At 73.1% G+C, this 12,420-nt stretch carries 11 protein-coding genes; 3 read left to right on the forward strand and 8 right to left on the reverse strand.

Going from position 1 to position 12,420, the window contains the following annotated elements; genetic code table 11:
• Positions 1-46: 46 nt before the first annotated feature.
• Positions 47-955: a helix-turn-helix transcriptional regulator gene (locus tag ACW62_RS24180; protein ID WP_053206670.1), complete on the forward strand. Its 909-nt coding sequence runs from the start codon at positions 47-49 to the stop codon at positions 953-955.
• Between the two features lie 61 nt (positions 956-1,016).
• Entirely contained in the window at positions 1,017-1,607 is a 591-nt protein-coding gene (locus ACW62_RS24185) for a GNAT family N-acetyltransferase (RefSeq protein ID WP_053206671.1), read from the forward strand.
• Here the strand turns inward: ACW62_RS24185 and soxR are convergent.
• Entirely contained in the window at positions 1,599-2,108 is a 510-nt protein-coding gene (soxR, locus tag ACW62_RS24190) for a redox-sensitive transcriptional activator SoxR (protein ID WP_053206672.1), read from the reverse strand. The genes ACW62_RS24185 and soxR overlap by 9 nt on opposite strands.
• On the opposite strand from soxR, the gene ACW62_RS24195 reads away from it, so the two are divergent.
• Positions 2,107-3,528 (forward strand): MFS transporter, encoded by a 1,422-nt coding sequence (locus tag ACW62_RS24195; protein WP_053206673.1) that lies wholly within the window; start codon positions 2,107-2,109, stop codon positions 3,526-3,528. The two genes, soxR and ACW62_RS24195, sit on opposite strands and share 2 nt — an antisense overlap.
• On the opposite strand, the gene ACW62_RS24200 is transcribed toward ACW62_RS24195, so the two are convergent.
• The 7 genes from ACW62_RS24200 to ACW62_RS24230 all read right to left on the reverse strand — a co-directional run bounded on the left by ACW62_RS24200 (position 3,485) and on the right by ACW62_RS24230 (position 12,349).
• Entirely contained in the window at positions 3,485-4,468 is a 984-nt protein-coding gene (locus ACW62_RS24200) for an alpha/beta fold hydrolase (RefSeq protein ID WP_053206674.1), read from the reverse strand. The genes ACW62_RS24195 and ACW62_RS24200 overlap by 44 nt on opposite strands.
• An 838-nt stretch (positions 4,469-5,306) precedes the next feature.
• Positions 5,307-6,596 carry a threonine synthase gene (locus ACW62_RS24205; RefSeq protein WP_053206675.1) on the reverse strand — a complete coding sequence of 430 codons (1,290 nt, stop codon included), beginning with the start codon at positions 6,594-6,596 and terminating at the stop codon, positions 5,307-5,309.
• Positions 6,593-6,940 (reverse strand): cupin domain-containing protein, encoded by a 348-nt coding sequence (locus ACW62_RS24210; protein WP_053206676.1) that lies wholly within the window; start codon positions 6,938-6,940, stop codon positions 6,593-6,595. The genes ACW62_RS24205 and ACW62_RS24210 overlap by 4 nt, the downstream gene beginning before the upstream one ends.
• A 43-nt stretch (positions 6,941-6,983) precedes the next feature.
• On the reverse strand, positions 6,984-8,765 hold the full coding sequence (locus tag ACW62_RS24215; protein WP_053206677.1) for an ABC transporter ATP-binding protein: 1,782 nt from the start codon (positions 8,763-8,765) through the stop codon (positions 6,984-6,986).
• Positions 8,762-9,643, reverse strand: coding sequence for an ABC transporter permease (locus ACW62_RS24220; protein WP_053206678.1), 882 nt, complete (start codon positions 9,641-9,643; stop codon positions 8,762-8,764). The genes ACW62_RS24215 and ACW62_RS24220 overlap by 4 nt, the downstream gene beginning before the upstream one ends.
• Positions 9,640-10,677, reverse strand: coding sequence for an ABC transporter permease (locus tag ACW62_RS24225; protein WP_053206679.1), 1,038 nt, complete (start codon positions 10,675-10,677; stop codon positions 9,640-9,642). The genes ACW62_RS24220 and ACW62_RS24225 overlap by 4 nt, the downstream gene beginning before the upstream one ends.
• A gap of 16 nt (positions 10,678-10,693) precedes the next feature.
• On the reverse strand, positions 10,694-12,349 hold the full coding sequence (locus ACW62_RS24230) for an ABC transporter substrate-binding protein (protein ID WP_053206680.1): 1,656 nt from the start codon (positions 12,347-12,349) through the stop codon (positions 10,694-10,696).
• Positions 12,350-12,420 lie beyond the last annotated feature (71 nt).

A 12,420-nucleotide genomic window follows, 5' to 3' on the forward strand; every position in this document is an offset into this window, starting at 1 on the left:
CTAGCATGATCTGGTCCTGAAGTAGCACGAAACACTCAGGGGTGCCATGATCACTCGCTATCGACGCCGCGAGACGCTGCCGGCCGTGGGCCCGGCGATCGCCGCGGAGCTGATGGACGGCCTGGGCGAAGTCGGCCCGCACAGCCACGAGTTCATCGAGATCGTGGTGGTCGAGAGCGGCCGCGCCGACCACGAGACCCGCTCGTCCCGGCGGTCGGTGCGCCGGGGCTACTGCGCGGTGCTGCGGCCCGGCGAGTGGCACAGCTGGCGCGACTGCCACGACCTGCGCGTGTGGAACATCTACCTCGGCACCGAGGTGCTCCAGTCGGCGTTGAGCTGGCTGCGCGACACCCCCGAGTGCAGCAGCCTGATCAGCCCGCCCGCTCCCGGCCGGGTCACCGAGCGCGCCCTGGCCGGCCCCGCGCTCACCAGCGTCATCGACTGGCTCTCCGCCGTGCCGCCCCGGCACCCCTCCGACGGCATCGCGTCGTCGTCCCAGCGGGTCGGCCTGCTGACCGCCGCCCTCGGCGAGATCGCCGCCGCACCGGAGCTGGACGAATCGGCCGCGGGCCTGCGCCCGGCGCCGCACCTGCCGACGTCCATCGCCAACACCCTGCGGCTGCTCGAGCACGACGTCGCCCACCCGTGGACCCTCGACGAGCTCGCCGACCGCACCCACCTGTCGCCGTCGCACCTGTCGAGGCTGTTCTCGCAGGCCACCGGCATGGCGCCGATCACCTACCTCGCCCGGCTCCGAGCCGAGCACGTCGCGGCCGACCTCATCAACGGCGACGACCCCATCGCCGAGATCGGCGGTCGCTACGGCTGGCCCGATCCGAACTACCTCAGCCGGCGGTTCCGGCACGTGTTCGGCATCTCGCCGCGGGCGTACCGGCGCCGCTACGGACAGGCGGCACCGGCCGGCTCGCGGAGCCCGACGCCACCATGGCAGTGACCGGCCGCGGGCGGGAGCCCGGGCGCCGATCGTGCTGGTCGCCGTATACGCTCGGCGTTCGATGAGTGACGACACCTCGGCGCCCGGCGTGCTCCAGCGGATCGGCTGGCCGGTCCGCACCGCCCGCCTCACGCTGCGCCCCGCCCGTCCGGACGACGCCGACGCCGTCTGGGGGTACCGCCGCCTGGAGCCGGTGGCCCGCTGGCTGACCGACCTCCCGGACGACGCCGCCACCTTCCGCGCCCGGTTCGCGACGCCCGACCGGCTGGCCACGAGCGTGCTGGTCGAGCACGACGCGACCGTGATCGGCGACCTCATGGTGCGGGTCGAGAACGCCTGGGCCCAGACCGAGGTGGCCGACGCCGCCCGCGGCGTCCAGGCCGAGCTGGGCTGGGTCTTCGACCCCGCCCACCAGGGCCAGGGCTACGCCACCGAGGCCGTCCGCGAGCTGCTGCGGCTCTGCTTCGCGGAGCTGGGCCTGCGCCGCGTCACCGCGCTCTGCTTCGCCGACAACGAGCCGTCCTGGCGCCTGATGGAACGCATCGGCATGCGCCGCGAGGCGTACAACGTCGCCGACTCGCTGCACCGCTCCGGCGAATGGCTCGACGGCCTCGGCTACGCCCTCCTCGCCGAGGAGTGGAAGCTACCCTGACCCGTCCGCGGTGACGCGGCGTGGGCCGGTACCGTCCGCGCCGAAGACGTCGTCCGGGTTGAGCAGGTAGCACGCCTTCATCGACAGGCAGCCGCAGCCGATGCAGCCGGTGAGCTCGCGCTGCAGGTTCTCCAGCTCGCGCTTCTTCGCCGCCAGCTGGGCCTGCCAGCGCTTGGACAGCCGGTGCCAGTCGTGGGAGTCGGGCATCCGCTGCATCGGCAGCGTCGCGAACACCTCGGCGACGTCCGCGAGCGAGATGCCCAGCCGCTTGGCCACCAGGATCAGCGAGATGCGGCGGATCATGAACCGCAGGTAGCGGCGCTGGTTCCCGGACGTGCGCGACGACTCGATCAGGCCGAGCTGCTCGTAGTAGTGCAGCGCCGAGACCGCCACGCCGGTGCGGCGCGACACCTCGCCCACCGTGAGCAGATCGTCGGGCTCCAGCGCGCTCACCTCCACGGTTGACCTCAAGCTCGCTTGAGATCCTAGGTTCCGGACCATGACGACAACAGACGAGCGCCCGGCGAGCTTCCGCGAGCTGTTCGGCGCGGGCCGGGCCACGACCTCGCTGGTCCTGGCCGGCGGCATCGCCCTGCACGCCGTGAACATCTTCCTCACCACGAGCCTGTTGCCCACCGCGATCGACGAAATCGGCGGCGAGCGGCTCTACGCGTGGAGCACGACGGTGTTCATGATCGCCTCGGTGATCTCGTCGATGCTGGTGAGCCGGACGCTGGCCCGGCGCGGCCCGGTCGCCGCCTATCTGATCGGGCTGGCGCCGTTCGTGCTCGGCGCCGTCATCGCCGCCGTCAGCCCGACGATGACGCTGCTGCTGGCCGGCCGGGCCGTCCAGGGCATCGGCGGCGGCATGCTGGCCGGGCTCGGCTACGCCGTCATCCAGGCGGCCTACCCCGAGCGGCTCTGGGCGCGGGCGACGGCGCTGGTGTCGGCGATGTGGGGACTCGGAACGCTCGTCGGCCCGGCCATGGGCGGCGCGTTCGCCCAGCTGGGCGCCTGGCGGTGGGCGTTCGGCCTGCTGGCGCTCGCGGGCGTCGCGCTGGCCGTCCTGGTGCCGCGGGCGCTGCCCCGCTCGGGCGGCGGAACCGCCGCCGAGCCCGTCCCGTACGTCTCGCTCGCCCTGCTGACCACGGCGACGGCGCTGATCAGCGTCGCGAGCCTGCGCGACGACACGGTGCAGATGGTCGGCGCGGTCGCCGCCGCGGTAGTCGTGATCGGCGCGTTCGTGCGCTGGGAGCGGCGGTCGCCGGTGCGCGTGCTGCCCCGGTCGACCTACGTGGCCGGGTCGCCGTTGAAGTGGCTGTACATCGGCATCGCGATCCTCGCCGTCGGCACGGTGTCCGAGGCGTTCACGCCGCTGTTCGGGCAGCGCCTGGCCGGGCTGGAGCCGGTGGTCGCCGGGTTCCTCGGCGCGGCCGTGTCGCTCGGCTGGTCGGCCAGCATGCTGGTCAGCTCCGGCGCCCGGCGGCCCGCGGCGGTGCGGCGGCTGCGCGTCGCCGGGCCGGGCGTCATGGCCCTCGGTCTCGCCGTCACGGGAGTGTTCCAGCGCGAGGACGCCGGCCCGTGGCTGGTGGCCGTCTGGGTGATCGGGCTGGTCGTCGCCGGCGCCGGGATCGGCCTGGCGTTCCCGCACGTCGTGGTCGCGGTGATGGGCAGTTCGGCGGACCCGGCCGAGGCGGGCAAGGCCAGCGCCGGCGTCAACACCGTCGAGCTGATCGGGCTGGCCATCGGGTCGGCGGTGGGCGGGCTGCTGCTCAACCTGGGCGCGCCGTCGATGCTGGTCTCGGCCCGATACCTGCTGTTCGGGCTGGCCGCCGCGGGGGTCGTGGGCGTCGTGGTGGCGCTGCGGGCGTCGGCTGTCAGTTCGGCAGCGACCCCAGCCAGCGAGTCAGCAGGGCGCTGACCTCCCCGGGGCGTTCCTGCTGGATCCAGTGACCGGCGCCGTCGAGGAGGTGCGAGCCGCCGAGGCCGGGCAGCGTCGTGGGGAACGCGTCGATGGCGCCGGCCAGCGCGACCACGGCGGCGTCGAGCGCGCCGGCGACGAACAGCGACGGCTGGGTGATCGGCGCGCCGGCGTACCCGGCGAGGTCGGCCCAGTCCTGGTCGAAGTTGCGGTACCGGTTCAGGGCGCCGGTCAGCCCGGTCCGCTCGAACTCCGCGGCGACGACGTCGAGGTCGGCGTCGCTCAGCCAGTCCGGCTGGGCGTCGGGGAACCGCTCGCGCATCGCGTGGCCGGCCCGGATCAACGCCCATGGGGGCGCGTCCGGGCCGGGCATGGTGCCGGCGGACAGCGACGCGTAGAAGCCGCGGAGCCAGCCACGCACGTCCGGCTCGATCTCGGACTCGGCCCGGCCCGGCTGCTGGAAGTAACTGACGTAGAACTCGTGTCCCGGCGGCACCATCCGCGTGAAGACGTCGCTGGGACGCGGGCCGCCCGCCGGCGTGTAGGGGACGCTCAGCAGCGCGACGGCGCGGAAGACGTCCGGGCGGATCAGCGCCGAGTTGGCCGCGATGACCGACCCGACGTCGTGCCCCGCGATCACCGCCTGCCGCTCACCGAGCGCCTCGACGACCGCCACGTTGTCCTCGACGAGGTCGCCGATGCGGTACGCGTCCACCTCACCCGGCCGCGACGACCGTCCGTACCCGCGCAGGTCGATCGCGACGGCGCGGTAACCGGCCGCGGCCAGCGCCGGCAGCTGGTGCCGCCACGAGTACCAGCCCTCGGGAAAGCCGTGCAGCAGCAGCACCAACGGGCCGTCGCCCTGCTCGACCAGGTGGATGCGGCCCGCGGGCGAGCGCACCAGCCGATGCGTGAGACCGGCCGCCGCTGTCGTCGTCATGGATGTCACGCTAGTAGACCCCTGGAGGAGGCCCTCGACGTGGCCGGCGACTTCGAGCGCGCAGGTAGACCCGGCCAGGAGGTTCGCCACCATGATCATCAGTGTTTTGGGCTGCTCTGACACCCCAAAAGTTGGATGATCACGGCCGCGACGACTGTGCGCCCCGGGCGAGATCACTGGGTGGGATCACTGTGCGTGCTGGGTGGCGTTGCTGTTGTCAGGGGAACAGTGATCCGCCCCACCCGGCGCAGCGAATCCACACGGTGGGGTGGGGATCGTGTAACGGTTCGCCGTCGTGCGGTGGTTTGCCGTTTTGCGGCGGTGGGCCGTCCCCCTGCTGCCCATTTTCTTAGCCGCGCGCGTTCGCTGTTCCTGCCGGTGCACCTTTGGTCGTCCTCGACTCCCGGAGTCGTCCTCGATGGCGAGAGTCGTGTTCCGGGCGCCGTTTGGACGACTCTGGCCATCGAAGACGTCCCAGATCGTCGACGTCACTCGTCTCGTGGGCACGTCACCCGCCGCAGCACCGGATGAGCGCCGTCCCCGGCGGCCATGCGGTGCTGACGCGGGTGAGGTGCACCCGGCGCGGGTGAAGTGAGGCGTGCCCAAACTGCCCCCGTCCCCCTGATAAGTGCCCGTTCTTGGCCGCGGGACCGCGGGTCAAGCGGACACCCAGCGCGCGAAGCGCCCCATGGGTCCGCTTGAGGCGCGATCACGCGGCTGAGAAAATGGGCGCCAGGGGGACGGCCAACGTGCGGACCACGGCGAACGCGGCAGACCCGGGCGCACGGCCGGCCACCCAGGCTGCGTAACCATGATCAATCGGACTCACCCAGCCAGGTCACGAGGCCGGGATGCCGTGGGCGGTCAGCACGGCGGAGACCGACGCCCAGTCGGCGCCGGCCGGGATGGGTTGGTAGCGCAGCGCGTTCTTGTCCTTGAAGCCGCTCGACGTGCAGATGCACACGACCGGCCCGTCGAACGTGGCGCCGGCGGCGAGGCGGCGACGCAGGGCGGCCACGCCGATCACGCCGGAGAGCTCCTGCCACATGCCGAACCGGGCCAGCAGGTCCTGCGCGGCCAGCATCCCGGCGTCGTTCACGCCGACGACCGAGCCGGTGGTGTGGGTCATGACGTGGGTCGCGCGGTAGCCGCCGGTGGTGGTGGCGACGGAGTAGGCGTCTGTCGGCGTCGCGGGCACCGTCACGGCGGGCCGCCGCTCGCGCAGCGCCGTCGCGATGACGTCGCGCCCGGCCACCTCGGACGCGTAGATCGCCGGCGCCGCGGTGGCGACGCCGAGGGCGCGCAGTTCCTCGAAGCCCTTCCACACGCCGTAGAGCAGCTCCCCGTAGCCGGCCGGGACGAAGACGGCCGCGGGGACCCGGTGCCCCAGCTCGACGAAGAGCTCGTAGGCGATCGTCTTGTAGCCCTCGGGCCCGAACGGATGGCCGGTGTGCGTGACGGTCTGGTTGCTGACCGGCTGGAAGCCGAGCCGGTCGACGATGTCCTTGACGACGCTCCAGCGGGCGTCCCGCGGCACCGACAGGACAGTGGCGCCGTACGCCCCGACGAACGACTCCACGGCGGGCGGGCCACCGGCCGACATGACGACGACGCACGGCAGCCCGACCGCCGCGGACATGGCCGCCGCGGACGCGCCGTGGTTCCCCGATGACGCCACGACGACGCCCGGCGCGCCGGACAGGGCGGCGGCGCTGACGGCGCACAGGTTGAGCCGGTCCTTGTGGCTCCACGTCGGGTTGCGGCTCTCGTCCTTGAGCAGCACCGGCACATCGGTGTCGAACAGCGCCGACGCGTCGAGCAGGGACGTCCCGCCGATGCCGCGGACCAGGCTGGGGTGCAGCGGCGGCAGCAGCGGCGCCCAGGCCGACGCGTCGGCGGGCACGTCGGCGCGCCCGAACAGCGCGTCGACGACGCCCGGCGCGAGCGCGGCGTAGTCGTAGGCCACCTCGAGCGGGTACGCCATCGTCTCGGTGCTCGATCGCGGGCAGCCCGCGACCAGCGGCGGCCAGAGCGGATAGGTGAGGTCGTGGTCGTGGATCGCCCGCTGACCCGTCGCCACGGAGGGCGACAGGTCAGCGGCGGCGACCGCCGGTTCGCTCAGGCTCATCGCTTGAGCGAGACGTAGAACGCCGTGACGGGGCCGTCCTCGGACGAGCCCCAGATCGAGTGGCGGACGCCGGCGGGGATCACGAACGCCGAGCCGCCCCTGATCGGGACCCGCTCGCCCGGCAGGCCGACGACGCCGGACCCGGAGATCACGTAGTAGTACTCCGGGTGCTCGTGCGCGCCGCCGAGCTGCTCGTCGGTCGGCTCCTGCGCGCGGGGCTTGTAGTCGATCAGCCCGCCGCGCGCGCCGTAGTCGACGCCCAGTGTGTCGGCGTTGAGCAGCCGCCAGCTGGTGCGGGTCTCGTTGTCGTTGGTGTCGACGTCGTCGGGCGTGATGATCTGCATGGTGCTGTCCCTTCGGTGGTGGGGTGTGGTGACGGGTGCGGCGTCAGGCCCGGGCGGCTCCCTTCTCCGTGGCCGCGGCGACGGGGTGCCAGCAGGCGGCGCCGTGGCCCGGCGCCAGGTCCAGCAGCGGCGGGTCGTCGCCCGCGCAGGACGGCGACGCGACCGGGCAGCGGGGGTGGAAGGCGCACCCGGTCGGCCGGTGCCGCAGCGACGGCGGCTCGCCGTCCAGCAGGACGCGGGCGCGCCGTTCCCCCGGAACGCGGGACGGGACGGCGCGCACCAGCGCCTGCGTGTAGGGGTGGCGTGGGCCGTCGAGGACGTCGCGCGCGGGCCCCTGCTCCACGATGCGACCCAGGTACATGACGGCGACCCGGTCGCAGACCCGCCGCAGCAGCGACACGTCGTGCGAGACCAGCAGCACGGCGACGTCCAAGCGCCGGGCGAGGCCGGCGAGCAGCGCCACGACGCCGGCGGCGGTGTGCTCGTCGAGCATCGACACCGGTTCGTCGGCGAGGATCACCCGAGGCTCGACGACCAGCGCGCGGGCGATGGCGACCCGCTGCCGTTCGCCGCCGCTGAGCTGGTACGGATATCGGTCGAGGTAGTCGGACGCGGGGGTCAGGCCGGCGTCGTCCATCGCCCGGGCCACGCGGCGGTCCCGGTCGGCGTCGTCCGCGGCGAGGCGCTGTGCGACGAGCGGCTCGGCGACGGCGTCGCGCACGCGCAGCCGCGGGTTCAGCGAGTCGTACGGATCCTGGAAGATCATCTGCACGTGCCGGCGCAGCGGCCGCCAGTCGGCGCGGTCGCCGGCGGCGAGCTCGTGCCCGGCGACGCGGATCACGCCCTCGTCGACGGAGGTGAGGCCCACGAGCGTCCCGGCCAGCGAACTCTTCCCGCAGCCGCTCTCCCCCGCCAGCCCGACGACCTCGCCCCGCCCCACGGTGAGCGAGACGTCGCGCAGCACGGTCAGCTCGCTGGACCGGCGCAACGCCGCCAGCCCGCGCCCGCCGGCGAAGCTCACCGTCACCCCGGACACCTCCAGCGCCGGCACCGGCTCGCGCTCCGGCCGCGGCAGGACCACGCCTGCGTCGGCCGGCCGGCCCAGCACCTGCGCCGGCGTGCCGGCCGCCCGGACCCGGCCGTGCTCCAGCGCGACGACGTGGTCGCACAGCTCGTTCGCCACCCCGAGGTCGTGCGTGACGACGAGCAGCGCCAGGCCGAGCTCCTCCTTGGCCCGGACCAGCAGCTCCAGCACCCGGTCCTGGACGATGACGTCCAGCCCGGTGGTCGGTTCGTCGGCGACCAGCACCGACGGCTCCAGCACGGTGGCCATGGCGATCAGGGCGCGCTGGCGCATGCCACCGCTGAACTGGTGCGGGTAGGACGACGCGCGGTCGGCGTGGATGCCGACCCGCTCCAGCGCCTGGTGCGCCAGCGCGAGCGCCGCCTTCCGGCCGACGCCGCGGTGGGCGCGGACGACCTCGGCGAGCTGCGCGTCCACCGCCATGACGGGGTCGAGCGCGCTCATCGCGGCCTGCGGGACGAGCGCGAGGTGCTCCCAGCGCAGCCGCCGCCGGTGCCGTTCCGGCATCGCCAGCAGGTCCTGGCCGTCGAAGCGCACCTCGCCGGACACTGTCGCTGTGCGCGGGAGCAGCCCGAGGACGGCCTTGCCCGCCGTCGTCTTGCCGGAGCCGGAGCGCCCGATCAGGCCGACGGTGCGCCCGGGCGCGACGGTCAGGTCGAGGCCCTCCAGGGCCTGACGGTCACCGTCGGCGCTCCGGTAGGTCACGGCCAGCCCGCGGACGTCGAGACCGGGCCCCGTCACGGCTGCCGGCTTTCCCAGCGATGCGCCTGCGCTGACTCGTAGGCGCGGCCGAGCAGCGACATGCACAGGACGAACAGCATGATCGCGAGGCCCGGGAAGAACGCCCACCACCAGGTGGTGTTCAGCTCGGTCGAGGTGAACGCGTCGAACATGATCGTCCCCCAGGAGATGGAGTCGGGCGGGGCGAGGCCGAGGAAGCTCAGGCTGGCCTCGGCGATGACGGCCTCGGTGACGAGGAACAGGCCGTAGAGCATGGCCAGCGAGACGACGTTCGGCGCGATGTGGCGGTAGAGCACGCGCCGCGGCCGGGCGCCGCCCACCACGGCGGCGCGGACGAACGGCCGCTGTTTCAGGCTCAGCACCTGGGCCCGGACCACGCGCGCCGTCGTCCGCCAGAACAGCGTCGCGATGGCCAGCAGCAGCACGACGTCGGACCGGCCCAGGATCCCGACCAGCACGATCGCGAACGGCAGGAACGGCAGCGCGTAGGCGCTGTCGGTGATGCGCATGAGCAGCGCGTCCGTCCGCCCGCCGGCGAACCCGGCGACGAGGCCGACGTTGACTCCGATGACGACCGTCACCAGGGCGCCGACGAAGCCGACGACGAGGGTGCGGCGGGTTCCCCAGATCACCTGGCTGAGCACGTCGCGCCCGTAGCTGGTGGTGCCGAACGGGTGCTCCAGGCTCGGCGGGACCGAGCGGGCCGGCTCGCCGTTCGCGAGCTGTAACCGGGCGAACGGGTCGTACGGCGCGATCCAGGGGCCGATCAGCGCCACCAGCACGAACAGCCCGAACCCGATGAGCGCGAGCTTCGCGCCGGGGGTGCGCCAGAGGCGCTGGGCCGCCTGCCAGCCGACCGTCGCGATCGTCGCGCTCATGCCAGCCTCACCCTCGGGTCGAGGTAGGCGTACGCGACATCGATGACCGCGTTGACGACGATGACCGTCACCGCCGTCAGCAGGAAGATCCCCTGCATCATCGGGTAGTCGTAGTTGTTGACGGCCTCGACGACGCCGCGGCCCATGCCGGGCCACGAGAACACCGTCTCGACGATCACCTGGCCGCCGATGATGTTGTCGACGAGCGCCGGCGCCAGCGTCACCACCGGCAGCGCAGCGTTGCGGGCGCCGTGCCGGTAGACGATGCGACGCCGCGGCAGCCCTTGGGCCCGGCCGAGCTCGATGAACTCCTGGTCGAGCACCTCCTTCATCGACGTGCGCATCGTCAGCGTCGGCTCGACCAGGTAGTAGAGCACCAGGATGGTCAGCGGCAGCGCGAGATGGTGCAGGAAGTCCAGCGACAGGAACCGGGTGAGCCCGTCACCGCCCTCGCCCGGCGAGAACATGCCCAGCGACGGCACCCAGCCCAGCGTCAGCCCGAACAGCGTCAGCGCCAGCGTCGACACCCAGAAGATCGGCGAGGCCTTGATGACGAACGCGGACGTGCGCACGCCCTCGTCGAACCGGCGGCTCGACGTCGCGGCGAACGCGCCGAGCGCGACGCCGAGGGCGACCGCCAACAGCACCGCCGGGACCACCAGCACCGCGGAGTTCACCAGCCGGTCGGCCAGCACGTCCACGACCGGCACCTTGTACTGGAAGGACGTGCCCAGGTCGCCCTGCAGCAGCGCCAGGCAGTACGACAGGAACTGCTGGGGCAGCGGCTGGTCCAGGCCGTACTGCTCCCGCAGCTGGTCGGCGACGGCCGGGTCCATGTCCGGGCCGACGACCGCGGCGGCGGGGTCGCCCGGGACGGCGCGGAAGAGCAGGAACGTCAGGGGAATCAGCACCGCGAGCGTGACCAGCATCTGCAGCAGCCGGCTCAGCAGGAACCGGGCCAGCGGACGGCTGCTCCGTCGCCGGTTGGACGGCGGTGGCTCCGCGGTGACGCGTGGGGTGGTGTCGGTCGCCATGGCTACGCACCTCCGCTCAGGAACCGGTCTCGGGGTAGTAGAGCCGGCCGTCTGGCCCGAACGCGTAGCCCGCGTCGGCCAGCGCCTCCATCGCCGCGCCCGCGTCGTACTCGAACGGCGCGAGGTCCGGGTCGTGCCACTGCTCCAGGCTCGGCGCGATCACCGAGCCACCCGGCTCGGCCGCGCCCTCCATGACGACCTCGACCAGGTCGTCGTACGGGACCAGCGAGCGCAGCGCCGCCCGGAAGGCGCGGTCGTCGAACGGCGCCCGGGACGTGTTGAAGTGCAGCCCGCGCCAGCCGTGGCTCTGGGTCTCGACGACGGTGACCCCGTCGGCGTCCTTCAGCGACTGGTACTGCGTGGCCGGCTGCACGTCGTCGTAGAGGTCGATCTCGCCCGACGTCAGCGCGCTGATACCCGCCTCGAAGCTGCCGAGGATGGTCAGCTCCAGCCGCTGCACCGCGGGCGCGTCGTAGTGGTCCGGCCGGGCCGCGAAGCTCAGCGACTCGCCGATGCGGCGCTGCTCCAGCACGAACGGCCCGGACCCGACCGGCGCCTCGTTCGTGAAGGTCGTCGGGTCGGCCACCGCCGACCAGACGTGCCGCGGCAGGATCGGCAGCTGCGTGAGCGTCACGTCGGTGAAGGCGGCCGCGGGCGCGGCCAGCGTGATCGTCACGGTCTGCCCGTCCGCCTCGACGCCGCTCACCCCGGCCAGCCCGGCCGCGTAGAGCGGCGCGGCGGTGTCGCGCAGGTACTCGACGGTGAACGCGAGGTCCGCGCCGGTGACCGGGGCGCCGTCGCTGAAGCTCAGCCCGTCGCGCAGCGTCAGCGTGACCTCGGAGCCGGACACCTCGACGCTCTCGGCGGCCCGCTCGACGGTCTCGCCGGCCGCGTCGATCGCCAGCGGCGTGTCGTAGACCAGCGACAGCGGGATCTGGCTCTCCAGCGTGTCGACCAGCACCGGGTTGAGCGTCGGCGGCTCGAAGACGGTGCCGACGACCAGCGTGTCGCGCTCGTCCAGCGGCGTCGCCGCGGTCGCGTTCCAGACGTTGAACAGCGGATAGCCGACGGACGGCTCGACGCCTTCCCACCGGTCCGACCGGTAGGCGGCGCCGACGACCGGATAGATCAACGGCACCACCGGCACCTCGTCGTAGAGGATGCGCTGGGCCTCCTCGACCGCGGCCCGCCTGGCCTCGGCGTCGGCCTGGTTCTGCTCGAGGTAGGCCGCGTCGTAGCCGGGGTCGACGAACATCGAGACGTTCGACCCGGCGTCCGTCGCGCCGTCCGACTGGAACCGGCTCAGCAAGTTGTCCGGGTCCAGACGCTCCGGCGTCGGCCCGTACGACACGACGAACGCGTCGTAGTCCTTCCCGGTGAACGTGCGCGCGTTCAGCTGGGCGTCGTCGACGGGGAGCAGTTCGGCGTCGATGCCGGCCTCCTGCCAGGCCTCGACGATCATCCGCGACAGCTCGAACCGGGACGGATCGTTGGCCGCCGTCTTCGTCAGCAGCTGGATCGTGGGGACGGGCTCCCGGCCCGCGACGTCGTCGATGGTCGGCGCGTCGGCCGGCCCGCGGTCGTCCACCGGCACGCTGGTGCAGGCCGCGACGGCCAGCGCGGTGCCGAGCAGGAGTGAGCACGAGGTGAGGCTGGTGTAGCGACCACGCATGATGGTCTCCCTAGGAACGAAGCGTTCTCCGGGTGAAGGCTTGAGCCGGCCCACCGCCCCGTGGGCGCCGG

This window comes from Jiangella muralis (assembly GCF_001270745.1).
Lineage (GTDB): Bacteria > Actinomycetota > Actinomycetes > Jiangellales > Jiangellaceae > Jiangella > Jiangella muralis.

Bases quoted from the DNA above. Each gene is read 5' to 3' on its own strand.
- ACW62_RS24180 (WP_053206670.1), top strand. From the start codon at position 47: ATGATCACTCGCTATCGACGCCGCGAGACGCTGCCGGCCGTGGGCCCG.
- ACW62_RS24185 (WP_053206671.1), top strand. From the start codon at position 1,017: ATGAGTGACGACACCTCGGCGCCCGGCGTGCTCCAGCGGATCGGCTGG.
- ACW62_RS24195 (WP_053206673.1), top strand. From the start codon at position 2,107: ATGACGACAACAGACGAGCGCCCGGCGAGCTTCCGCGAGCTGTTCGGC.
- soxR (WP_053206672.1), bottom strand. From the start codon at position 2,108: ATGGTCCGGAACCTAGGATCTCAAGCGAGCTTGAGGTCAACCGTGGAG.
- ACW62_RS24200 (WP_053206674.1), bottom strand. From the start codon at position 4,468: ATGACGACGACAGCGGCGGCCGGTCTCACGCATCGGCTGGTGCGCTCG.
- ACW62_RS24205 (WP_053206675.1), bottom strand. From the start codon at position 6,596: ATGAGCCTGAGCGAACCGGCGGTCGCCGCCGCTGACCTGTCGCCCTCC.
- ACW62_RS24210 (WP_053206676.1), bottom strand. From the start codon at position 6,940: ATGCAGATCATCACGCCCGACGACGTCGACACCAACGACAACGAGACC.
- ACW62_RS24220 (WP_053206678.1), bottom strand. From the start codon at position 9,643: ATGAGCGCGACGATCGCGACGGTCGGCTGGCAGGCGGCCCAGCGCCTC.
- ACW62_RS24225 (WP_053206679.1), bottom strand. From the start codon at position 10,677: ATGGCGACCGACACCACCCCACGCGTCACCGCGGAGCCACCGCCGTCC.
- ACW62_RS24230 (WP_053206680.1), bottom strand. From the start codon at position 12,349: ATGCGTGGTCGCTACACCAGCCTCACCTCGTGCTCACTCCTGCTCGGC.